The sequence below is a fragment of the Virgibacillus sp. AGTR genome (genome assembly GCF_016919725.2).
GTDB classification, from domain to species: Bacteria; Bacillota; Bacilli; order Bacillales; family Amphibacillaceae; genus Virgibacillus; species Virgibacillus salarius.
In genome coordinates this window covers 17,034-38,907 of record NZ_JAJERH010000039.1, presented here as the reverse complement: position 1 = coordinate 38,907, position 21,874 = coordinate 17,034, and the positions used below count along the sequence as shown (strand labels likewise).

27 protein-coding genes and 1 other annotated feature are annotated in these 21,874 nt (G+C 36.7%); of the genes, 2 read left to right on the top strand and 25 right to left on the bottom strand.

Going from position 1 to position 21,874, the window contains the following annotated elements:
* Positions 1–342 precede the first annotated feature (342 nt).
* Together JUJ52_RS14365 and JUJ52_RS14360 are read right to left on the bottom strand one after the other, a co-directional pair.
* A complete protein-coding gene (locus JUJ52_RS14365; RefSeq protein WP_205388658.1) occupies positions 343–615 on the bottom strand; it encodes a hypothetical protein in 273 nt (90 codons plus the stop codon).
* A gap of 107 nt (positions 616–722) precedes the next feature.
* The gene (locus JUJ52_RS14360; RefSeq protein ID WP_121605372.1) at positions 723–2,021 is read right to left on the bottom strand and encodes an ArsB/NhaD family transporter; all 1,299 of its coding nucleotides are present in this window, start codon (positions 2,019–2,021) and stop codon (positions 723–725) included.
* Between the two features lie 140 nt (positions 2,022–2,161).
* On the opposite strand from JUJ52_RS14360, the gene JUJ52_RS14355 reads away from it, so the two are divergent.
* Complete coding sequence (locus JUJ52_RS14355; RefSeq protein ID WP_026681261.1) at positions 2,162–2,548, top strand: TIGR04086 family membrane protein; 387 nt, start codon at positions 2,162–2,164, stop codon at positions 2,546–2,548.
* A gap of 302 nt (positions 2,549–2,850) precedes the next feature.
* On the opposite strand, the gene yajC is transcribed toward JUJ52_RS14355, so the two are convergent.
* The 21 genes from yajC to JUJ52_RS14250 all read right to left on the bottom strand — a co-directional run bounded on the left by yajC (position 2,851) and on the right by JUJ52_RS14250 (position 18,877).
* Positions 2,851–3,108, bottom strand: coding sequence for a preprotein translocase subunit YajC (gene yajC, locus JUJ52_RS14350; protein WP_026681262.1), 258 nt, complete (start codon positions 3,106–3,108; stop codon positions 2,851–2,853).
* Between the two features lie 24 nt (positions 3,109–3,132).
* Entirely contained in the window at positions 3,133–4,272 is a 1,140-nt protein-coding gene (gene tgt / locus JUJ52_RS14345; protein WP_026681263.1) for a tRNA guanosine(34) transglycosylase Tgt, read from the bottom strand.
* Positions 4,273–4,292: 20 nt separating this feature from the next.
* On the bottom strand, positions 4,293–5,327 hold the full coding sequence (gene queA, locus JUJ52_RS14340; RefSeq protein ID WP_026681264.1) for a tRNA preQ1(34) S-adenosylmethionine ribosyltransferase-isomerase QueA: 1,035 nt from the start codon (positions 5,325–5,327) through the stop codon (positions 4,293–4,295).
* A gap of 21 nt (positions 5,328–5,348) precedes the next feature.
* Positions 5,349–5,546 (bottom strand): DUF2905 domain-containing protein, encoded by a 198-nt coding sequence (locus JUJ52_RS14335; RefSeq protein ID WP_205388659.1) that lies wholly within the window; start codon positions 5,544–5,546, stop codon positions 5,349–5,351.
* Positions 5,533–6,546, bottom strand: coding sequence for a Holliday junction branch migration DNA helicase RuvB (gene ruvB / locus JUJ52_RS14330; RefSeq protein ID WP_026681266.1), 1,014 nt, complete (start codon positions 6,544–6,546; stop codon positions 5,533–5,535). Before ruvB ends, JUJ52_RS14335 begins: the two co-directional genes overlap by 14 nt.
* An 18-nt stretch (positions 6,547–6,564) precedes the next feature.
* Positions 6,565–7,164, bottom strand: coding sequence for a Holliday junction branch migration protein RuvA (gene ruvA, locus JUJ52_RS14325; protein ID WP_026681267.1), 600 nt, complete (start codon positions 7,162–7,164; stop codon positions 6,565–6,567).
* Between the two features lie 92 nt (positions 7,165–7,256).
* Positions 7,257–7,988: a YebC/PmpR family DNA-binding transcriptional regulator gene (locus JUJ52_RS14320; protein ID WP_026681268.1), complete on the bottom strand. Its 732-nt coding sequence runs from the start codon at positions 7,986–7,988 to the stop codon at positions 7,257–7,259.
* A 594-nt stretch (positions 7,989–8,582) separates the two neighbouring features.
* Entirely contained in the window at positions 8,583–9,155 is a 573-nt protein-coding gene (locus JUJ52_RS14315; RefSeq protein WP_051388313.1) for a YhcN/YlaJ family sporulation lipoprotein, read from the bottom strand.
* Positions 9,156–9,225: 70 nt separating this feature from the next.
* Positions 9,226–9,966 carry an NAD(+) synthase gene (gene nadE / locus JUJ52_RS14310; RefSeq protein WP_026681269.1) on the bottom strand — a complete coding sequence of 247 codons (741 nt, stop codon included), beginning with the start codon at positions 9,964–9,966 and terminating at the stop codon, positions 9,226–9,228.
* Between the two features lie 34 nt (positions 9,967–10,000).
* The gene (locus tag JUJ52_RS14305) at positions 10,001–10,960 is read right to left on the bottom strand and encodes a phosphotransferase (protein WP_026681270.1); all 960 of its coding nucleotides are present in this window, start codon (positions 10,958–10,960) and stop codon (positions 10,001–10,003) included.
* A complete protein-coding gene (safA, locus tag JUJ52_RS14300) occupies positions 10,953–11,807 on the bottom strand; it encodes a SafA/ExsA family spore coat assembly protein (protein WP_051388314.1) in 855 nt (284 codons plus the stop codon). The genes JUJ52_RS14305 and safA overlap by 8 nt, the downstream gene beginning before the upstream one ends.
* A 257-nt stretch (positions 11,808–12,064) precedes the next feature.
* A complete protein-coding gene (pheA, locus tag JUJ52_RS14295; protein ID WP_026681271.1) occupies positions 12,065–12,919 on the bottom strand; it encodes a prephenate dehydratase in 855 nt (284 codons plus the stop codon).
* Between the two features lie 74 nt (positions 12,920–12,993).
* Positions 12,994–14,280 (bottom strand): GTPase ObgE, encoded by a 1,287-nt coding sequence (gene obgE, locus JUJ52_RS14290; RefSeq protein ID WP_026681272.1) that lies wholly within the window; start codon positions 14,278–14,280, stop codon positions 12,994–12,996.
* Positions 14,281–14,293: 13 nt separating this feature from the next.
* Positions 14,294–14,827 carry a Spo0B domain-containing protein gene (locus JUJ52_RS14285; RefSeq protein ID WP_026681273.1) on the bottom strand — a complete coding sequence of 178 codons (534 nt, stop codon included), beginning with the start codon at positions 14,825–14,827 and terminating at the stop codon, positions 14,294–14,296.
* Between the two features lie 129 nt (positions 14,828–14,956).
* The gene (gene rpmA / locus JUJ52_RS14280; protein ID WP_026681274.1) at positions 14,957–15,247 is read right to left on the bottom strand and encodes a 50S ribosomal protein L27; all 291 of its coding nucleotides are present in this window, start codon (positions 15,245–15,247) and stop codon (positions 14,957–14,959) included.
* Positions 15,248–15,261: 14 nt separating this feature from the next.
* Positions 15,262–15,591: a ribosomal-processing cysteine protease Prp gene (locus JUJ52_RS14275; RefSeq protein WP_205388660.1), complete on the bottom strand. Its 330-nt coding sequence runs from the start codon at positions 15,589–15,591 to the stop codon at positions 15,262–15,264.
* Between the two features lie 11 nt (positions 15,592–15,602).
* Positions 15,603–15,911: a 50S ribosomal protein L21 gene (rplU, locus tag JUJ52_RS14270; protein ID WP_026681276.1), complete on the bottom strand. Its 309-nt coding sequence runs from the start codon at positions 15,909–15,911 to the stop codon at positions 15,603–15,605.
* Between the two features lie 16 nt (positions 15,912–15,927).
* Positions 15,928–16,000: a sequence feature (ribosomal protein L21 leader region), on the bottom strand.
* 106 nt (positions 16,001–16,106) lie between these two features.
* Positions 16,107–16,352: a hypothetical protein gene (locus tag JUJ52_RS14265; RefSeq protein WP_152525421.1), complete on the bottom strand. Its 246-nt coding sequence runs from the start codon at positions 16,350–16,352 to the stop codon at positions 16,107–16,109.
* Between the two features lie 38 nt (positions 16,353–16,390).
* The gene (locus JUJ52_RS14260) at positions 16,391–16,753 is read right to left on the bottom strand and encodes a cupin domain-containing protein (RefSeq protein WP_026681278.1); all 363 of its coding nucleotides are present in this window, start codon (positions 16,751–16,753) and stop codon (positions 16,391–16,393) included.
* Between the two features lie 361 nt (positions 16,754–17,114).
* Positions 17,115–18,023, bottom strand: coding sequence for a Gfo/Idh/MocA family protein (locus tag JUJ52_RS14255; protein ID WP_205388661.1), 909 nt, complete (start codon positions 18,021–18,023; stop codon positions 17,115–17,117).
* Between the two features lie 200 nt (positions 18,024–18,223).
* Positions 18,224–18,877, bottom strand: a complete 654-nt coding sequence (locus JUJ52_RS14250) for a reverse transcriptase-like protein (RefSeq protein WP_026681280.1) — start codon at positions 18,875–18,877, stop codon at positions 18,224–18,226.
* Positions 18,878–19,178: 301 nt separating this feature from the next.
* Between JUJ52_RS14250 and JUJ52_RS14245 the strand changes: the two genes are divergently transcribed.
* On the top strand, positions 19,179–19,607 hold the full coding sequence (locus JUJ52_RS14245; protein WP_026681281.1) for a S1 domain-containing RNA-binding protein: 429 nt from the start codon (positions 19,179–19,181) through the stop codon (positions 19,605–19,607).
* A 501-nt stretch (positions 19,608–20,108) separates the two neighbouring features.
* Here JUJ52_RS14245 and JUJ52_RS14240 read toward each other — a convergent pair.
* Positions 20,109–20,972, bottom strand: coding sequence for a site-2 protease family protein (locus JUJ52_RS14240; RefSeq protein WP_034678992.1), 864 nt, complete (start codon positions 20,970–20,972; stop codon positions 20,109–20,111).
* On the bottom strand, positions 20,962–21,723 hold the full coding sequence (locus JUJ52_RS14235; protein ID WP_026681283.1) for a M23 family metallopeptidase: 762 nt from the start codon (positions 21,721–21,723) through the stop codon (positions 20,962–20,964). The genes JUJ52_RS14240 and JUJ52_RS14235 overlap by 11 nt, the downstream gene beginning before the upstream one ends.
* Positions 21,724–21,874 lie beyond the last annotated feature (151 nt).

Below are 21,874 nucleotides of genomic sequence, written 5' to 3'. Positions count from 1 at the left end.
ACAAGGAAAAGCTCAAAAGCATCGTTGTATGTAAATATTTGGTGACGTGAGTGCTTGTGCAGCGTTAAGGAAAACGATTCAGAAAGAGTTGGTTCGCCTCTGAGTTTGCCTAGTACTTTTTCTCCTTAGTGGAAGCTCTGTATATTCCCTTCGCTGCATGAAGCTTACCATAACCACAACAAATAGCTTAGAACCCATAAAAGCCAAACTGATTGAAGTTCGGCTTTTACTTTATTGCTCTAAGACAGATTGACTATGGTTGATAAATGAAAAAAATCAGTAAAGTTAGTTAACTTGAGATAAAATAATCCTTATAATAATAGATTGTCACGATAACTGAAATCACCAAATAACCAACTGCGGTATAAAAAACGATAGAGGGGTAAATTGCTTTTTCTCCTCTTCCATTTTCATTCCTGTCTGCGATTGAACACTCATCCGCACCAGATTTGTAGTATACCCCCCTGATGAAGTAAAGAACCAAATAATCACAACAAATACTAATCCAATCAAAAAGGAAAATTCAATCCATTCAGCATCAAACATAGAAGCAATTCCCCAATTCGCACCGAAGATCACACATAATGTTATAATAATCAAGCCTATATTTTTCACCGTTATCCTCCCATATCATAGCTTTATTTGTTTATACGAATAATTATCTAAAAAGTTTCACAATTAATGTAATTAGTTGTTAGGATCAATTTAATGAATAAATATGCTTATACTTGATCCATATAAGGGATTAGATAACGTAAATAAATATATATGGTTGCAATAATAAGCGAGATAATGACTAACGGGAACCCATATAATAAAAAGCGAATAAATGGTATTTTTTGTTTAGCACCTTCAGCTAATCCTGCAACAACTACATTGGCGGAAGCACCTACAAGTGTTGCATTACCTCCCAGACATGCTCCTAATGCTAGTGACCACCATATTGGATCTAGATAAACCATTCCATAACTCTCAAATTCTTGAACAACCGGTATCATAGCCGCTACAAACGGAATATTGTCAACCACACCAGAAAATAATCCTGATATCCATAGGATTAGTAATGTAGTTTTTACATAATCGCCATCCGTTGAAACGACAATTGCTCTTGCTAATTCATCTATAACCCCTACCTCTTCCAGACCACCAACAAGTGTAAACAAACCAATAAAGAAGAAGAGTGTTACCCATTCCACTTTTTCAAAAATTTGCTCTGTAGCTAGCTCCTTCTCTGTAAGAAGCAATAATAATATCGCTCCAGATAAAGCAATTGCTGTTAATTCAACATGAAGAAATGCATGAAATAAAAACCCGGAAATCGTTAGTATAAGAACTGTGATCGATTGATAAAGCATTGGTGTTTTATTCAAATACGATGCCGCATTAATCTTTACTAATTCTTCAATTTCTATTGACTTTCGTTTTAATGTATTTCGAAACAAAAAAGAAACCAATACTAACATAATGACAAACAGTATGATTGCAACTGGAGCGACATGAATGAGAAAAGAAGAGAAGGTTAAGTGCTCAACTGCTTGTCCAATCATAATGTTTGGTGGATCACCTATCAATGTTGCTGCACCACCTATGTTAGAGCTAAATATAATTGTAACAAGATATGGAAACGCAGGAAGTTTCAATAGTTTAGTGATTTTAAGGATAATAGGCACAAAAATTAATACAGTCGTTACATTATCTAACATAGCTGAACCTATTCCAGTTAGTATGCTAGCTCCAATTAGCAATGGAATTGGCGCTCCTTTTACGCGCTGAGCAAATCGAATCGCAATATAAGAGAATAGACCGGTCTTCTCTGTAATTGCAATCAATACCATCATTGAAAATAAAAGAGCAATCGTATTCCAGTCAATATAATCGACAAGCATTTTTTCCGTTGTATATATACCTGTAAGTAATAATAATGTTCCACCAGTCATTGTTACAACAGCACGATTCACCTTTTCAGTCATGATAAATATATAACAAATAATAAATATGATTGTAGCAAGAATAATTTCCATCTTACACCTGCTTTCCTTTCTTCCACTTTTACACGCCTTAATACACTATATGTTAGAAAATAACAAAATATTTTTCGTCTATTATTTTTTGTTTATGAATACGATTAATTAAGTGGACAATCTTGAAAGGAGAGATCAGGGTGCACAAACAACATGTTACAGCATTATTATACGGATGGATTACCGTATTAGGCTTAATACTGGTAGCTAGCTTTATTTTGGCTTTATTACTTCGATTTACCTCATTTAATGAACCTACGTTATCGTGGGTTACTCTCATTATTGGTTTGCTCTCGCTCTTTATTGGTGGGATGGCTGCCGGAATGAAAGGAAAGGAAAAAGGATGGATGATCGGATCTGTCACCGGTGTTGGTTTCACGCTATTCATTTTTCTAGTTCAATACTTAGGCTATCAACAAGGATTTACATTAGAACAGTCGCTACATCATATGGGGTATATTGCAGCAGCTTTGCTCGGTGGGTCGGTTGGTGTTAATATCGTTGGACCACAGCCAACTGAAAACTAATTTCGTTGAGACAAGTACATCCGTTTTGATAATAAGTCCAAGCGGATTTACTTTTGCCATTATCCTGTCGCATGAATGCTGTTGTCTTTAATAACAGGCATTATAAACAATCCATTTTTCAAGAAACGGCTTATATCTAAGCTTAAAAAGAATACTTCCCGATAAGTAAAGGACAGCACACCAAACATTTATCACGGTGTGCTGTCCTTTATATTATGTATCCATTTTACTTTCTACATTTCTCATGGTATAAGCAACAGACACTTTGTCTATTGCTTACCCGACGAGTTTATAGGCTAGTCTTATTGTTTTACTTCACGAATCGCAGAACGGTCATACGTAAGCTTTGAACCGTCACCGCCTTGTATAACTACTGTGTTTTCATCCATAGCGTGAATCTCACCATGAAAGCCACCAATTGTAATTACCGTGTCTCCCTTTTGTAAGTCTGACTGCATTTGTCTCACTTGCTTTTGACGTTTTTGCTGAGGACGTATTAGCAAGAAGTAGAAAATAACAAACATCAGGATAATAGGTAATAAAGAAACAAGCATTTCCATTATTGAATTCCTCCTTTCAAATTATTAGAAATTCCTTGCGTCGGGTTTATTGAAACCGTATTGTTCAAAGAATTCTTCTTTAAATGAGCCAAGTCGATCTTCGCTTATAGCTGTTCGTACTTGCTTCATTAATTTTAACAGAAAATAGAGATTATGATAAGTAGTAAGCCTAAATCCGAATGTTTCATTACACTTAATTAAATGTCGGATATAAGCGCGCGTATAATTTTTACACACATGGCAATCACAATTTTCATCAATTGGATTAAAATCACGTGCATACTTCGCATTTCTTACTACTAATCGTCCATTTGACGTCATGCAGGTCCCATTTCTAGCAATTCTCGTAGGGAGCACACAATCAAACATGTCAATTCCTCGTAACGCACCATCAATTAAAGAGTCTGGAGATCCAACCCCCATTAAATACCTAGGTTTATTAGTTGGCATTAATGGTGTAGTAAACTCAAGCACCCGATTCATTACGTCCTTCGGTTCCCCAACAGATAACCCACCTATAGCATAGCCTGGGAAATCAAGTGAAACAAGATCTTCCGCACTTTGTCTACGCAGACCTTCATACTCTCCACCCTGAATAATACCAAATAATCCTTGATCCTTTTTTCGTTGATGTGCAGCTAGACATCTCTCTGCCCATCGGGAGGTTCGCTCCACAGAATCCTTCATATAACTGTGCTCCGCAGGATATGGTGGACATTCATCAAACGCCATCATTATATCAGAACCAAGGTCATTTTGTATATTTATAGCCTTCTCAGGTGATAAAAAGAGTTTCTCACCACTTAAATGATTGCGAAAATGAACACCCTCTTCTGTGATTTTACGCATATCACTCAAGCTAAAAACTTGAAATCCACCAGAATCGGTTAGGATTGCTCCATCCCAATTCATAAAGCGATGTAGTCCCCCTGCTTCCTTTACAATATCATGACCAGGACGAAGCCATAGATGATACGTATTTGATAAAATGATATTTGCATTCATATCTTTTAATTCTTCTGGGCTCATTGTCTTAACAGTTGCTAATGTTCCAACAGGCATAAAGGCTGGTGTATCAAATGATCCATGTGGTGTATGGACTCGTCCAAGTCTAGCACCTGTTTGTTTACAAGTTTTAATTAATTCATATGTGATAGGTGTCATATAATATTCTTCCTTTTAGTTTATATAATTAACATGGCATCACCAAAGCTAAAAAATCGATATCTTTGATCTACCGCTTCTTGGTATGCTTTTAAGACTTTATTTTTATCGGCAAATGCGCTAATCAGCATAATTAGCGTAGATTTTGGCAAATGAAAGTTTGTAATTAAACCATTTATGGCTTTAAATTCATAAGGTGGATATATAAATATATCTGTCCACCCACTTGTTTCCGTGAATACACCACTGTTATCTCTAGCAATTGTTTCTAATGTTCTTGTAGAGGTAGTACCAACGGAAATAATTCTTCCGTTACTTTCTTTTACATGATTAAGAATATCTGCTGTTTCTTTAGTCATATGATAAAACTCAGCATGCATTTTATGTTCTTCAACATTATCTACGCTAACTGGTCGGAAAGTACCTAACCCTACGTGTAAGGTAATAAAAGTTATAATAACTCCCATTTCTTGCAACTCATCTAACAATTCTTTTGTAAAATGTAATCCTGCCGTTGGTGCAGCAGCTGATCCTTCCTCCTTTGCGTACACAGTCTGATACCTTTCCTTCTCCTGATCTGGCAATTGTTCTTTAATATATGGCGGCAAGGGCATTTCTCCTAAGCCCTCCAGTACTTCATAGAAGATCCCCTCATAGGTAAATTCAACAATTCGGCCACCATGATCCTTTAATCCCGTACACGTAGCTTTCAGTTGTCCGTCACCAAAAATGATCTCCGTTCCTATTTTTACTTTTTTAGCTGGCTTTGCCAGTACTTCCCAAGCATCGTTATCTGTTTGATGTAATAGCAAAATTTCTACACTTGCTCCAGTCTCTTCTTTCATACCATGTAAACGTGCAGGCAGTACTCGTGTATCATTTAATACCAAGCAATCTCCTTTTTTAAAATAGTTTTTGATATCTATAAACTGTTGATGCTCTATATCTCCACTTTGCCTATCTAATACCAGTAGCCTTGAAGCTGATCGATCTTTCAATGGTGTCTGTGCTATCAGTTCTTCTGGTAAATCAAAATCAAACTCATCAATATTCATCCTTAATCTCCTTACCTATGTTTAGCGAAACTTGCCAAAGATGTAAAATAAAAGTGTTAGTATAATACTGACTGTTATAGAAGTTACGATTGGGAAATGAAAAACAAAATTCCCCTTTTTAATCGTAATATCACCTGGTAATTTACCAATAATGGTCCAAATAATTCCAATGACAAGGAAGAGTAAACCAAGCAGAATAAATAGTTTACCGATGTTCATTTTCATCCGCTACCTTTAGACCAAAGTGTTCGTAAGCCTTTGGTGTTGCGACTCTTCCCCGAGGAGTTCGCTGAATGAAACCAATTTGTAATAAGTATGGCTCATATACATCTTCAATCGTTTGTGATTCTTCTCCAATTGTTGCAGCAATTGTATCTAAGCCTACTGGTCCTCCTTGAAAGCTATGAATGATTCCCTTTAAAAGCTTATGATCAATATGATCTAATCCTTCTTTGTCTACTTGTAGCATTTCTAAAGCTTCACCTGTCGTATCAATGCTAATTTCCTCTTCCCCTTTAACTTGGGAAATATCACGGATTCGCTTTAGTAAGCGATTAGCAATCCTCGGCGTTCCTCTAGAACGTCGAGCAACTTCAACAGCTGCGGCTTGCGATATGGATGTGTTAAATATTTCAGCTGTTCGTTCAATAATTGCACACAGATCCTTTGCCTCGTAAAATTCAAGTCTACTTAATACACCAAAACGGTCGCGTAACGGTGCGGATAATAGCCCAGCTCTAGTCGTAGCTCCGACTAACGTAAAAGGAGGTAAATCAATTCTTACAGAACGAGCACTTGGTCCAGTTCCAATAACAATATCGAGAAAAAAATCTTCCATGGCAGGATATAATACTTCCTCGACAGAGCGAGGAAGTCGGTGAATTTCATCGATAAACAATACGTCCCCAGGTTCTAATGATGATAATATAGCAGCAAGATCTCCTGCCCGTTCAATTGCTGGTCCAGATGTGGATCGAAATTGAACACCCATCTCATTTGCGATGATAGCAGCAAGCGTTGTCTTTCCCAACCCTGGTGGTCCATATAGTAGTACATGATCGAGAGGCTCTTCTCGCATCTTTGCAGCTTGAATAAATATACTTAAATTTTCCTTTACTTTCTGCTGACCAATATACTGTGATAACGTAGTTGGACGAAGATTCAGCTCGACAGAGGAATCTTCCTCTTGAAACTCTCCAGTGACTACACGTTCTTCCATTATTATCTCCCTCCTCTACTATTTCATTAGTAATCCCAAAGCTTTTCGGATTAATTCGTCTGTATTCAACGTATTTTCTTTTTGTAATGTTGGTATAACCGTTTTTATTTCTTTTTCTGTATACCCCAGTGCTTTCAAAGCTTCCTGTGCTTCTTGTACAAGCATTTCATTCTTATTTTGCTTGAAGGCCGACTCGGTTGCAGAGCTATAATCGACAGCAACCGTTAACTTTCCTTTTAAGTCCAAAATAATTTGACGCGCCGTTTTCTTACCGATTCCTGGAAAGCTGGTTAAAAATGCATCGTCTTCTCTTTCGATTGCAGCTGCAAATCCAGCCACATCAACCGAAGCTAAAATCGCTAATGCACCTTTTGGTCCAATTCCTGACACCGAGATTAGCTTAGTAAATAGATATTTCTCTTCTTCGTTCTTAAACCCATATAATAATTGTGTATCTTCTCGAACATGATGATATGTATAAACAAATACTTCATTATGTTCAAAAGACTGAAATACAAAAGGATTCGCACATATGATCTCGTAACCAACCCCTTGAACATCAACAATTATTGAATCATCTTGTATATATGTAAGTATTCCTTTAATATAAGCTATCATTTATCCTACTCCTTCTCTTCATTCATTTTATCATAAGTAGCTATAAATGAATAAACTTCTATTCCTTCGTAAAGAAATAGAAGTTTTAATTCTTAGTCTGTAACTTCCAGATTATGATGAATGTCTTGAACATCTTCATTTTCTTCTAACGTTTCAATTAGATTTAACATATTTGATTCATCATTCTCTGCTAAAGAGCTGTATGTCTGCGGAATTAATGTTACTTCGGAATCAGCAATTTGAAAGCCCGATTCCTGCAAATGAGCAACAACAGCTTGGAATTCTTCTGGAGATGTAAATATTTCGTAAGCATCTTCTTCGCTACTTATATCTTCAGCTCCTCCTTCTAATGCTTCCAGTGTTAATTCATCCTCATCAATCGATCCGTCTTCATTCGAGATAACAATATACCCTTTACGATCAAACATAAATGACACACTACCATTTTCTCCTAGGTTACCATTATGCTTTTTAAAAGCATGACGTATATCTGCTGCTGTTCTGTTTTTATTATCTGTTAATACATTGACAATGACCGCTACTCCACCAGGGCCATAGCCTTCATATGTGATCTCTTCAAAACTAGCACCATCTAAAGTACCTGTAGCTTTTTTAATTGCTCGATCTATATTATCATTCGGCATATTATCTGCTTTTGCTTTATCTACTGCTAACCGAAGACTAGCATTCGTTGACAGATCACCGCCACCCTGTTTAGCAGCCGTATAAATATCTTTTGCATGACGCATAAAGATTTTTCCTTTTTTTGCGTCTTGTGCATTTTTACGTCTTTGAATATTTTTCCATTTAGAATGACCAGCCATGAGGACATTCTCCTCTCTAGAAATTTCCTTTATTACTATAACAAAAAAATAGGCTTTCTTAAAGGTTTTGACAAAAGAAAAAGGTGGAGACAAAACACAACTTCATTACTCAAAATATGAATAATCATGTTATTAACAGGAATATCATCGATGTACCATGAAAATATACTTGCTTTCCGCGAGCACGGACTCAGCTATCTTGGTAAAGAAAAACACGTTACCAAGTGAGTCTTCTGACTCGTGCTATTCCCGCTAGATAAGGAAGGCTTCGTTAGCGATACATCACACACTGAAAAAGCGTTCTTTTTTTCAAGGATATTTCAGTTGCTATATTAATTATTCTAAGAACTAAAGCGCAAGCGCCAATTTAGAAACGTAGGGCGATTCGTGAAGTCACCTCGTTTCTGGCCGCTGGATCTGGACGTGGCTCAACACGCCCATCTATATACTCGGTGACAACCTTCCCTTTAAATTCTTCACTATATTTAGCCACAAAAACACCCCCTGAAATTAGATTTTTTACTCTAACTTCAGGGGGGCGGTACCTAATTATTGTTCTTTTTTTATTGCTTCTTAATTACGTTTGTCTCAGCCTCAATTATTATTGTTAATAAATTCATTGATATATTGTTCAATTTTATCTCCATTATTTTTGGCCTTCAGCCTTGCATCGAGGTTTTTCATACGATCCCAATGGATATCATCTGTATATACAATAATCTGTTTATCCGTATTTGGCACTAGCTTTTTTACTTCTTTTTTAATTTGCTGGACAGAATCTTTTTGTTTGGCATGCGCTTGTAAAATCACACCAACAATAATGCGATCGTCCGTTGACGCCACCTGCGCTTGTACAATTTCACGTTTATTTTGCAGCGTTTCTGCAATCATTTGCGCTTCTTCATTCGTAAATACATCAGTGTACCCATTTTTATTGTTTGCATCATTTGCTTTATCTTGGTGAGTCTGCGGATATCCACCTTTTTCTCCAATAGTCTGGTCACGGACATGTAAACGTTCTTTTTTCTCTTGATTCGTCTCATAGTGAATAGGCTGTGTATTTTTTCTATCTATTTCTCGCTGCGCATCTTCGTTTGCACCATTGTCATTCGCACAAGCAACCATCGTGAAAAAAGCAGCTATTATAAATGCTTTCTTTGTCCACATAGGAATACCTCCCTTATTAATAGTTTGGATAAGGAAGGTATTTTTACACAGTTAATTTAAGGAAAAATTACTAATTTCTTTTGAATTGTGGTAACGGATCCCTTTTATGAGCTGTTCGTTTATGCATTGCTAAAATAGTTGATTTATCTTGTTCAGGAATAGACTCACCTTTGATAAAAGCATCAATCTTGGCATAGGAAGTACCCATCTCTTTCTCATCTGTTTGACCTTCCCATAAATCTGCACTCGGTTGCTTATCAAGCACTGATTGAGGAATACCTAGATATGCTGCTAATTCCTTCACTTCCCCCTTCGTAAATTCAACGATTGGTAAAATATCGACACCACCATCACCATATTTTGTAAAATAGCCTGTATACCATTCTGCTGCGTTATCCGTTCCAACGACAAGATAATTATGATGTGTTGCGACAGTGTACAATGTACTCATACGTAACCTAGCACTTAAATTGGCTTGAGCAAGCCGGGTATTGTCTTCTTGATATGTCTTATTTTCCTTCAATTCTTTTTTGATATTACAATACATTGCTTCACGAGCTTCCGTTAAATCTACTGTGATAGAGTTTAAATTACAGCTTTCCGTAACTGCTCTAGCATCCTGCATATTCACTTCACTTGTATTAATTGGCATAAGTACTCCTAAGGAATTATTAGGACAAGCACGTTTAATTAAATGCGCAACAACAGCTGAATCAATCCCACCACTAATTCCTACTAATAATCCGTCTACACCTGCAGATTTTACTTGGTCACGTAGCCATTCAACTATTTGATTCACTTCTTTTTCCATTCGTATCGCTCCTTGCTAAATTGATCCTCCATATTTATTTTAGCATTATTTTCATATCATTGAAAAAATATTGTCGCTTCTCCCAAGAATCTTGCATGCGAACAAGTTCGGATATCGGATTATCATTTTTATTTCTCTTTAGAAAATGAAGCCATTCACGCATCATATCTACTGGTATACAAATCGCATTCAACCATGCTTTCTGATCCTGCTGAGCTATCATTTCGTATGCCATCAATTTATTTATATCCCAATTTAGATAGGGTAAAAACCGCTGACCAAGCTGAATATAATCATACAACGGTGCTGTATTTTGTAGTAAATCAAAGTCAATTAATGTTGTATGCTGATTATTATTATTGATAAAATTATGTCCTGCGACGTCACCATGAATCCAGAGACCTTTATGCTTAGCATCCTCTTCGTAAATCTGCCAAGGAAATTGGGTAATGCGCTTTAAGTGAAGCGTTGTTGTCTTCACGATATCCGTATAAAGTTCCCTATAATTGTATGCTTCAAATATGGGCTTCGTTTCTTTAAATAAATGGAACCGGTGGTACCACCGATGTAAATAAGGTGTAGTATTTAAATATCTTGAATTCACATGAATATTACGTGCTGTTTTATGAAATTGTTTCAAACAATAAACCGCTTTTATTCGATCCTGCTCATTTTTGTAATGTAACTTTTCGCCAATAATGTATGCTGCTATGGTCCAAACTCCTTCATCTTCTTCAAGGTATAGCTTGCCATTTGGGAAATGAGAAAACGAATTAATGAACGGACTATTAACTTTTTCAAAAAACCCCCATTGCTTTAAAACATTCCCTTTGTTAGAATGCTTTTTTAAAATTAGCTTCTGATTACTAGTTTTAACAAGGTATACTGTAGATTTTTTTATTTTCTGAATAGCTTTAACTTCTATACCACCTACTTGGGACAAAAAAGAAGAGAGACGATAATAACTTTCGTCTCTTCTAATTTTTCTATTCACCTTGAGAATTTCCATTAGCGGACTGGTTATTTAGATTTGCATAAGGCATATAACCAGGTGGCATTGGATGAGGAGACTGGTACATTTCTTGCCCTAAAGGTGGATAAAGGTTAGGTGATTGACTAGTTGGTTGCTGTGATTGTGGCGGGACTTGATACTCTGGATTCCTATACATTTCGTGAGAACCTGAACCACCACATCCACAATCTTTGTCTTGGCCGTACATTGCACCCTGTACTTGTGGCATTGGGTAACCGTGGTGTGGCGCGCCGTAATATCCCTGTGGAGCTGGCCCCATCATTTGAAATGGTACTGGTGGATAACAAGGATCCATCACATAACAGCATAATGGCACCATAGGTACCTGCGGTTGAGGCATTGGTTTTACATGAGGTTTTTCTTTTTTAGGCTCCTCTTTCTTAGCAGGCTTTGGCTCAGGTTGCTTTGGCATATGCATTTGTGGAAAATTAATAGTCGTGTAATTTTGGAATTCTTGCTCCATAACCGGCATCTGCATCATTGGTTGAGCCGGCATAGGTGGCATTTGATGTACAGGCATTTCTGGCTTCATCATTTTTTGTTTCTCCTTATCATCTTCTTTTATAACAGGTAACGGCTTTGGAGAAACATCTTTATACGGTGTTTTCACTTGTTCTTTTGGCTTATGCTGCATTTGTGTCTGCTTCACAGCTTTGGTGGATCCTGGAATTTTTATCTTCATCCCAGGCATAATCATATCAGGACTAGAAATTTGGCTGTTAAGCTGTTTTAGCTCTTCAAAATCTACTCCATATTGCTGGGAAATTTCCCAAAGTGTATCCCCTTTTTGTACGATGTGTATCTTCAAAATTAATCAAACTCCTTTCATTTCATATCTGGGCTAATTACTCTATACCAACATATGCAACAAAAGTTTAAATGTTGATTAATTTAACTAGCTATTATAACAGTCGTTCACCGAAGAGCTCATATAACTGCAATGAACATAAAAATAGCCACCCAACTATAAAAGCAGGTAGCTATTTTTATAAAAAGCAGATGGTCATAAGAAAACATAGATTCCGATCCTTACAACGTCAAATGATGCGTAACTTTACAGCTACCTTATACATCCATTTGATAAACCGGATAAGTTCCAAGCATAGTTACCTTGCAACCCAATGCTTCTAATTCACCTCGAACGCCTGGAAAAAGAACATCATCATACGGTTGGTTCACGTCAATAATGAAAAAATAATTTCCAAGACCTGTTTTCATTGGTCTAGATTCAATCTTGGAAAGATTCATCTTTCGCCATGAAAATGCAGACAATACCTGATGAAGCGCACCAGCATAATCACTAGGCAGTGTAATTAATAGCGTCGTTTTTTCTGACTGTACGGAATGATTAATATGAACAGACGCTTTATTTTTACTTAATACGGCAAACCTTGTGTGATTGTTTGGAAAATCATGAATATCTTCCTGAATCATACGAAGTCCATACGTTTTTGCAGCTAGTTTATTACCTATAGCCGCGATTGGTTTATTAGTTTCACTAACCATTTGTGCAGCTTTACCAGTTGAAGACGTATAGCACAGCCTGGCTTGACTTAAATGCTTATGAAGATATTGATGACATTGAGCAATTGCATGACTGTGTGAATGTACCTCTTCTACGTCTGTTAAAGCACCTGAAAAATCAGGAGAGACAAGGAGATGCTGTTGAATTGGCACAACGATTTCCGACATAATCGGGATTCTTACTTGGTGTACCAAGTAATCAACAGTCAACTGTACTGTACCTTCAATAGCATTTTCTAAAGGCACAACTCCGACATCAATTTCATCTGCTTCTACTGCATCAATACATTCTGGTATCGTATCAAAACTATGCTTCGTTTCCCCATTAAAAGCTGTATCAACCGCTAATTTTGTAAACGTCCCTTTTGGTCCTAAATAACCTATCTTTGCTGTCAAACCGTTATCCCCCTTAATGCTCCCATTTCACCAGATATTCACTACTTGCCTTTAATTATTTTTATATTTTTGTTTTACTCAATAAATTCGAATTCAAAATCCAATAATCGAATGGTATCTCCATCCTCTGCACCACGTTTTCGTAAAGCATCATCTACACCCATTCCACGCAATTGTCTAGAAAAGCGTTGAACTGCTTCGTCACGTGTAAAGTCTGTCATCTTAAATAACTTCTCAATCTTTGCTCCAGACAATACGTAAGCACCATCATCATCTCTCGTAATCTTAAAAGGCGCATCTTCCTGATGATAACGATATACGACTTTCTCCTCTTCTCGGCTTTCATCCTCTTCCTCAACAATTTTTGGAGTGGTCTCCAATATATCTGCTATTGCAAATAAAATATCTCTTAGCCCTGCTTTCGTAAGCGCAGATATTTCATAAATCGGATATGTTCCATTTAAAGCTTGTTTAAATTTTTCTAAGTTGTCTACTGCACCAGGCATGTCCATTTTATTTGCAGCAATAATTTGCGGGCGCTGCATGAGTTTTTGATCATATTCTTGCAGTTCTTCATTTATCTTTACAAAGTCCTGATATGGGTCTCTCCCCTCAGTTGCTGCCATATCAATCACATGAACAATTACTCGTGTTCGTTCCACATGCCTTAAAAATTGATGCCCTAATCCAATCCCTTCATGAGCACCTTCAATTAATCCTGGTAGGTCAGCCATGACGAAACTTCGCTGATCACTCGTTTCAACGACACCAAGATTTGGTGCAAGTGTCGTAAAATGATAATCAGCTATTTTTGGCTTTGCAGCACTTACAACGGATAGAAAGGTGGATTTACCTACACTTGGGAAACCAACTAACCCTACATCTGCTATCAGCTTTAACTCCACTCGAATTGTACGCTCTTGTCCAGGCTCACCATTTTCAGCCATATCTGGAGCTGGGTTACGAGGGGTTGCAAACCTTGAATTCCCCCTTCCACCTCTACCTCCTTTAACGATTACAGCCTGCTGATTATGAACGGTTAGATCAGCTATCACTTCATCTGTTTCTTCATCCGTTACCGTTGTACCCGGTGGGACAGGAACTATCAACGGTTCTGCATTCCGACCATGCTGATTTTTACTCATACCGTTCTCCCCACGTTTTCCTTTAAAATGACGATTGTAGCGAAAGTCCATCAAGGTATTTAATCCTTCATCAACTTTAAAAATGATATCTGCTCCATTTCCGCCATCTCCTCCAGCTGGTCCACCTTTTGGAACATACTTTTCTCTTCGGTACGCAACTAAACCATTGCCTCCATCCCCAGCCTTAACATAAACACTAACCTGATCGACAAACATCTTTTCACCTCATTCAATGACATGGTACAGAGAAGCTACACTGCAACCACTCATCTTTGTATAAAGTCGTCATAGCATACTTAGCCTCCATGCGCCTTATCTCTTCAATTAACAGTTCTCTTTTTTCCTCTAGATCGCTGATCATGAACCTAATTTCTAATTTATCATTTTGTATTGCTTGTATGTGTAGCTCAATAGTTATTAATTCAAGTCCTTCATTCATAGATTGTATCAACTTAACGATTTTTTTACATTGGCTCGTTAACTGCTTATCTGATTCATGAATATCCTTATTTTCTGTATGTATATGGTACACTAATCGCACGTCTTCATACATATGCTGGAATTGAATTATCCATAAAAAGAATTCATTTCCTTGAAGATGCATTAACTTCCGCTCTTGTTGATAAAGAGAGATTGTATCATTCGTTTTCTTCTTTACTTTTTCTATTTTCCCCATCGAAGCATAGCCATGAATTACTTGTAAATGGTTCATTAAGTCATGTCTATAATGCTGCAGAAGTTCCATAACATCCCTATCTTTCATGTTTCACCCTCCCATTTGTTGAAAAGTATAGCAGAAAAAGATAGAAAGGTCATTATGCTTTTAAATACAAGAAAATTTTAAATTCAAAAAAACTCCAGCCAACGAACTGGCTGGAGTTTTTCTTCTACCTTATGCTTCTTGAGCAACAGGGTATACACTTACTTTTTTACGGTTACGACCATAACGTTCAAATTTTACAACGCCATCAATTTTAGAGAAAAGTGTATCATCCCCACCACGACCAACGTTTTCACCTGGATAAATCTTCGTTCCACGTTGACGGTAAAGAATTGATCCACCAGTTACAAATTGACCATCGGCACGCTTTGAACCTAGGCGTTTTGATTCTGAATCACGACCGTTTTTTGTACTACCTGCACCTTTTTTCTGTGAGAAAAATTGCAAATCCAGACGTAACATAGCTATGCACCTCCTTATTTACTTTCAATCTGTATAAAATCACTATATTCTTGTTCAATCGAAGTTAACGAGATAATCATACCTTCAAATAATAACTGAATCTGTTCCATTTTTTCTTCCGAAATGGGAGCAGGTATGGTTACATGAAGATAACCACCATCTTGACCTTGTTCAATGATAAGGTCTACTTCGCATAAAGCCATAACCGCATTAATTGTTCCAATTGATACAGCTGATACTCCTGCACAAACAAGATCATAGCCATAAGGACCACTATCAGCATGTCCAGAAAGTTCAAACGCTGTAATGCGCTCATTTGTACGAAATACAGTTACTCGAATCATCAGCAAATTCCTTATGCGTTAATTTTGTCAATTACCAATTTCGTATACGGCTGACGATGGCCTTGTTTACGATGGTAATTCTTTTTTGGTTTATATTTGAATACAGTTACTTTCTTTTGACGACCGTGCTTTGCAACTTTTGCAGTGACTGTCGCACCTTCAACATATGGTGCTCCAACTTTCACGTCATCTCCACCTACGAAAAGAACTTTTTCAAACGTAACAGCTTCATCCTGTTCAGCAGCAACTTTTTCAATGTAGATTTCTTGACCTTCTTCTACTTTGATTTGTTTACCACCTGTTTCAATAATAGCGTACATACTTCTTGCACCTCCTTGATTAACTCAGACTCGCCATACAGGTACTCAACGAAGAGTTTACAACCTGTTCTGCGCGGTTGTAGCACTGGTGCTACGATGAATAACGTATTAATGCTATCATGATAGCTTGTTATTTGTCAAGGAGGCAGAGACAATTTTTGTGTCAATGTAATAGAATATAAGCGATTAAATCGATTATTTCCAAAACAAAGCGATTACTACAATAGAAAATATAATACCAATTAATATAATTAGCGCATTACCTATAATACCTATCTTTTTATAAATGCTTCTTTCACCAAAAAAGGCGACAATAAGACCTAGAGTGGACGCTATTATACCAATAAGCAAGAAATTAGCAATCCCAAATAAAAAAGAAAAATAGGCTGCTAATCCAACTACAAACAAGTAAGTTGAAACCCTACTTAAAACCATTTTCATATCTGTTCTCCTTACAACTTTGTTAATGTCTACTTCGGTTATATCCATACATCATTCTCAGCAGTATATGGTGAAACTGTTTCTCCAGTATTTATAACACCCTTGGGCTCAACAATCATTACATGACATTCCTCTGAAGCAAATGGTTTATGTTCGACACCTCTTGGTATAACGTACATTTCTCCCTTACTAAGATGGACTTCTCCATCACGGAAAGCTATTTTCATCTCACCATCTATGACAATAAACACTTCATCTGTTTCTTTGTGATCATGCCATATAAAATCACCTATGATTTTTACTAGCTTAAACTGATAGTCATTCATCTCAGAAATCACTTTTGGGGACCAATAATCGTTAAACTTTGTCAATTTTTCTTTTATGTTTATTGCTTGATCCATATCACACCTCCTTAGGAGCACAATCTTTATAGAAAAGTAGGTCGTTTTAATGTTTAAACTACGATAACAATTGAACTTCTAAAGCAAACTGTTGAATTCTCTTTTGTCACCACTTAACATTCCATTCTACTTAATGATCGATGATTTTTTAAATATAAAGTGAAACTTCCATCCGTAAGGAGGTTTGTTTATCCCCACGATGGTTAGCACCACAAGGGTTTGACCTAAAGGCCTCTGAACCAATCGGACATTAACTAGCAGTTGATCCCTACTTATCAATAATGGTTTCGTTTTATTGCTTGTAGTGGAGTCTTACTGCCAGTTATATGTGGGATAGATCACTTACAGAGCAAGAAAACGCTCATTTTAATAATTGATCAAGTAGGGCCTGTGATTTTAATCCTTCCTCCCCATCAACTACCGGTTGTTCATCTTGGCGGACGCAATCTATAAAATGACTTACTGCATCCTCAAACCCTCTTTGTTTTACGATGGATTCCCAAGATGATGCACTAGTAGTAGTCACGGCATTTTCTTTTTCAACTTCTGTCACATTCATATTCTTAACACGTATAATTGCTCCATCTACTATAAGCTCAATTTTCTCTAAATTTGTACCTGCACTCCTATGCATTGCTGTCGTCATTGGTTGATTACCAGATTTAAATAGGTGTTGCGTATAGAGAAGCTGGTTTTCCCTATTCACCTGAATATCTCCGTATAATACCTCTAATCGATCAGAGCCAAGCCATCGTACTGTGTCGACTACGTGAAGATAATCATCGAGCATAGTAAATTCAACATTTCCAGGACCAATACTGTTCAATCTGTGCTTTTCGACTCGGATCGAAGCTGCATCCGTTGCGAGCTCTTTTATGGCTACATACATTGGTGCAAAACGACGATTAAATCCAACCATTAGCTTTCTATTATACTTCTTACTTAATTCAACTAATTTCTCAGCTTCCGTCATTGATGCTGCTAATGGTTTATCAACATAAACATCTACACCATTAGATAATAACGCAGATACAACCTCATAATGCGAATCTGTAGAGCTATGCACTAACACAGCATCGCATTGATTTGCCAGTTCTGCCATACGATGAAAATCACCAATACGATACTGACCACAGATTTGCTTTCGTTTTTGTTTATTGGGAGAAAATGCACCAACAAATGACCAATCCGTTTCTTTTGCAAGAATTGGTAAATATGCTTTCTGGGCTATAGATCCTAAACCTACCATTCCAATTCGTGGATTATTCAAAAAAACACCTTCATTACAATTTATTTAATACTGCATTAGTTTAACATAATCTCAGCCTTTAGTTTTTCTAAAATCAAGATTTTTCTTATTTAAAGCATAATGAATTTACACGTGAACAGTTGATCAAATCAAAATTGTATTGTACTGGTAATACTCCTTCAAAGAAATTCTCTAATCACTATTATTTTCTGTCTAAATGACTATACTTCTTTCTTGCTAGAAATTTCAATATTTTCTAATGCTTGTGTGGCCAGTCGATCTGCCTCATTATTATTCTTTCGTGGAATAAGTTCATATTGTGGTTCAATAGATTGATACGTTAATTTTGTTTCAATACGACCAGCCCAGCCAGATAGTGTCTTTTCGTAGCATGGCCATTCACCCTTTAACTGATTAATTACAACTTGTGAATCTCCTCTAACGGTTATCTGTAAATGTTGGGCGTCGAGTGACTCCAATTCCTTTAATGCAAAATGAAGTGCGGCATACTCAGCTTCATTGTTTGAATCGAGTTCTCCAACAGTTGCATTTTTTCGAATTCGAAAGGATTTCCCATTCTGTTGATAATAAATCACACATCCCAGACCAGATTTCTTTCTTTGCTGATCAAACCCTCCATCAAAGTAAATGTAAACATCGTGTGGCTCTTCTTCTATCTCTTCAAAATAACGTTTCAATTCCTTTTGTGACCAAGCAATATCTTGGGTATCTATAAATGTTAATTGTTTCACTCGTCCAGTTTTTTCCATGTCGTCTACAAGTAATAAAGCGTCTAATGCTTTCATTTCTTCTGACTGAAAGCTAGTATTAGCTCCCATAGGTGTTTGATAGGTAAATTGTATTCTGACTTTCATAATAATTAATCCCTCTCGTATAGTATATTTGGGCATTAAATGTAATACGTTCACTGAAGAAGTAGCATCTTCCGTACTTAGTAAAGCGATGATGGATCTCTTCTCTTTTAACATACTACCGCAGGTATTATTTTTTTATAACGAGTTCAATCCTAGTATAACCTATTTCATATTTCTTACTGATAGCTTTTGTTTGTGAAAAAATCATGATTTCCATACAATAGACCTATAGCCTACATTGTAATTGAATTCGAAATTTGTTATAATTAATTGCTTTTAAAAGGAATAAGGGGGAACTTTTTTGTCGATTGAAATAGGCAGTAAAGTAAAAGGTAAAGTAACGGGTATCACTAATTTCGGAGCATTCGTAGAACTACCAGATGGTAAGACAGGACTTGTTCACATTAGCGAAGTTGCAGATAGCTATGTGAAAGACGTAAATGACCATTTGAAAGTTGACGACGAGGTAGAAGTTAAAATACTTAGTGAAAACGATGGTAAAGTAGCATTATCTATCAAAAAGGCAATTGAACGCCCTGTCAAGCAACGTTCATCACGTCCTAGTAGCGGACGAAATTCTAATGGATTCCGTTCAGGGAATAAATATAGACCTAAAGAAAGTTTTGAAGATAAAATGGCTAAATTCTTAAAGACAAGTGAAGAAAATTTAGCTACCCTGAGACGTAACACGGATACAAAGCGTGGAGGTAGAGGCGGAAGACGAGGATAGATATTTGCTTATCACATAGATAAAGTGAAACTACATTCAGTGGGGGTTATTTATCTCCTACTGATTGTCAATTGAACCAATCGGACACTCACTGGCAGTCGATCCCAATTACCAATATTGGTTTCACTTTATTGCTTGAAGTAGGGGTATTACTGACAGTTATATGTGTGAAAAAGGCTGAGACAAAAGAATGAAGAAACAATAAAAAACGAACGATAATTATTTGAAATTAATTATCATTCGTTTTTTTTGATTAGAATCAATCATTTAGCACCTGAAATAAGCGAGACTCCGGCGGGAACAGCACGAGTCCGAATACCCACGTGGTAACGTGTTTTTCTTTACCAAGTTAGCTGCCCGCGGAAAAGCGCGTATAGTTTCACGGTGTGGCGAAGATACCCCTATTGATAATATGATTATTCGTATTTTGAGTAAAGAACTTGTGTTTTGTCCCAGCCTCTTTGTTATGGAAATTTAGTAACTCATGCAAATTCGACTTGCTTATATTAAATTTCTAGCAATTTCTCCAACTGTTTTGTCGTAATGCTTTTCATTAAAATAACTGTGCAAACAAGCGACTTCGTCAATAGATTGACGATAGTTATTTGGGTAAATGATATAAATCGGATGCAGCTTCTCACGATGAAATCGTGAAAACACTTCCAATAATGATTGATCTGAGCTTACACGAATTGGCAAAACCTTTCGAGCAAAACGATTTTTCCCTTCGTAACGCTTTAGCAAGAATCGGAAAAATGCATAATACCTTTGTTTCCATTCCGTTTTATTTTCCATAAATAAAAAGATAAATATAAAAAATGAACTTAATGTAAACGGTAGCGTAATGAGTTGGATGAGCAATAATAAGATGCTGGCAATCATTGAGAATATAATCACTGCATAGTACGCCTTTTTATATGGTACTAACGACGATAAGCATAAAAACAATAATTTCCCACCATCTAATGGCCATAGCGGGAGCAAGTTAAATAAAAGGATAATCGAATTATAATATAAAAACAAATCCATCACTGCTTGAGGTAACATTCCTAAATCTCCAAGAAGGAATAAAACTATAAATAAAATGATGTGCTGAAACGGACCAGCACAGGTGACCAATAGCTCTTCTCGAATTGGTTTACTTCCGTGTTCATCCGTATCCATCACTCCACCAAAGACCCAGAGCATTACCTTGCGAATCCGCCATTTAAAGAAAGTAGCCATCATAAAATGACCCATCTCATGAAAGAAAACAATAAATAATAAGATAGCTAATTCCATAAATGTTCCGGTAAAAAAAGATATGATAATAAATACTAATAGTATTGGATGAAAATGAATATGAGGTAGATAGTTATTGGACATCGTCAACTTTTATCACCTGTACTGGGTCAATGTAATTATTGTCCTTTTCTATTGAAAAAAACACCGTGTCACTTTCTTCATTAGGTGTAAATTGTCCAATCTTCTGATTACCTGAAACATGCTGATATAAATGAACATCAATGTTACTTAAATATCCGTAGGTTGTCTTACTACTATCTGGATGCTGAACAACAATGGTTTTATTAGTTTCACGATCATTTCCAGCGAAGATAACAATTCCTTCCTGTAGTGCCGTAACTTCTGTTTGTCCTTCAGGTGCAATACGTATGCCCGTTCCATTTGTTTGGAAAGATTCTGCTACACTTCCATTTACAGGCATAGCTGCAACTTCTGCCTGTTGTTTACTCTCTTCAGGTACAAATGCTAGAGGACTGCCAAAAGTATCTTGATACCATACATTCACTTTCGCAAAAGGAAACTCTTCTGTTAATACATTGCTTGTCCACTCTTTAGATGATTGTAATCTTGGTGAATCCATCTGCCAAAGTAATGCAACACCCAAAAATAACAATACAGAAAGAATACCTTTCAACATAAACCCCGATACCATTCTATTCTGCCTCTCCCTTGTCATTCCTGAATCAGAAATAACTGGAGCATAGCCATGTTTTTCCTCTTCCTGCAAGATAGGAGGAGTAAACTGTTTTTTCGAACTCCCTGAATAGGGAACTCCTCGAGCCTTCTTACGTTGCTCAATTGATTGGCGCACTTTTTTTATTCCTTTACTCATATTCCTCACAATCCTTCTCATGCATTTGTACAAGTGTATGAGTCAATGAGTCAAGATATGTTAGAAAGTATATAGATGCTAGTAATAAAGTGCAACTCCAATCAGTTGGGGATTTTGTTTATCTCTCACTTACCATTTTTGATTTCACTTT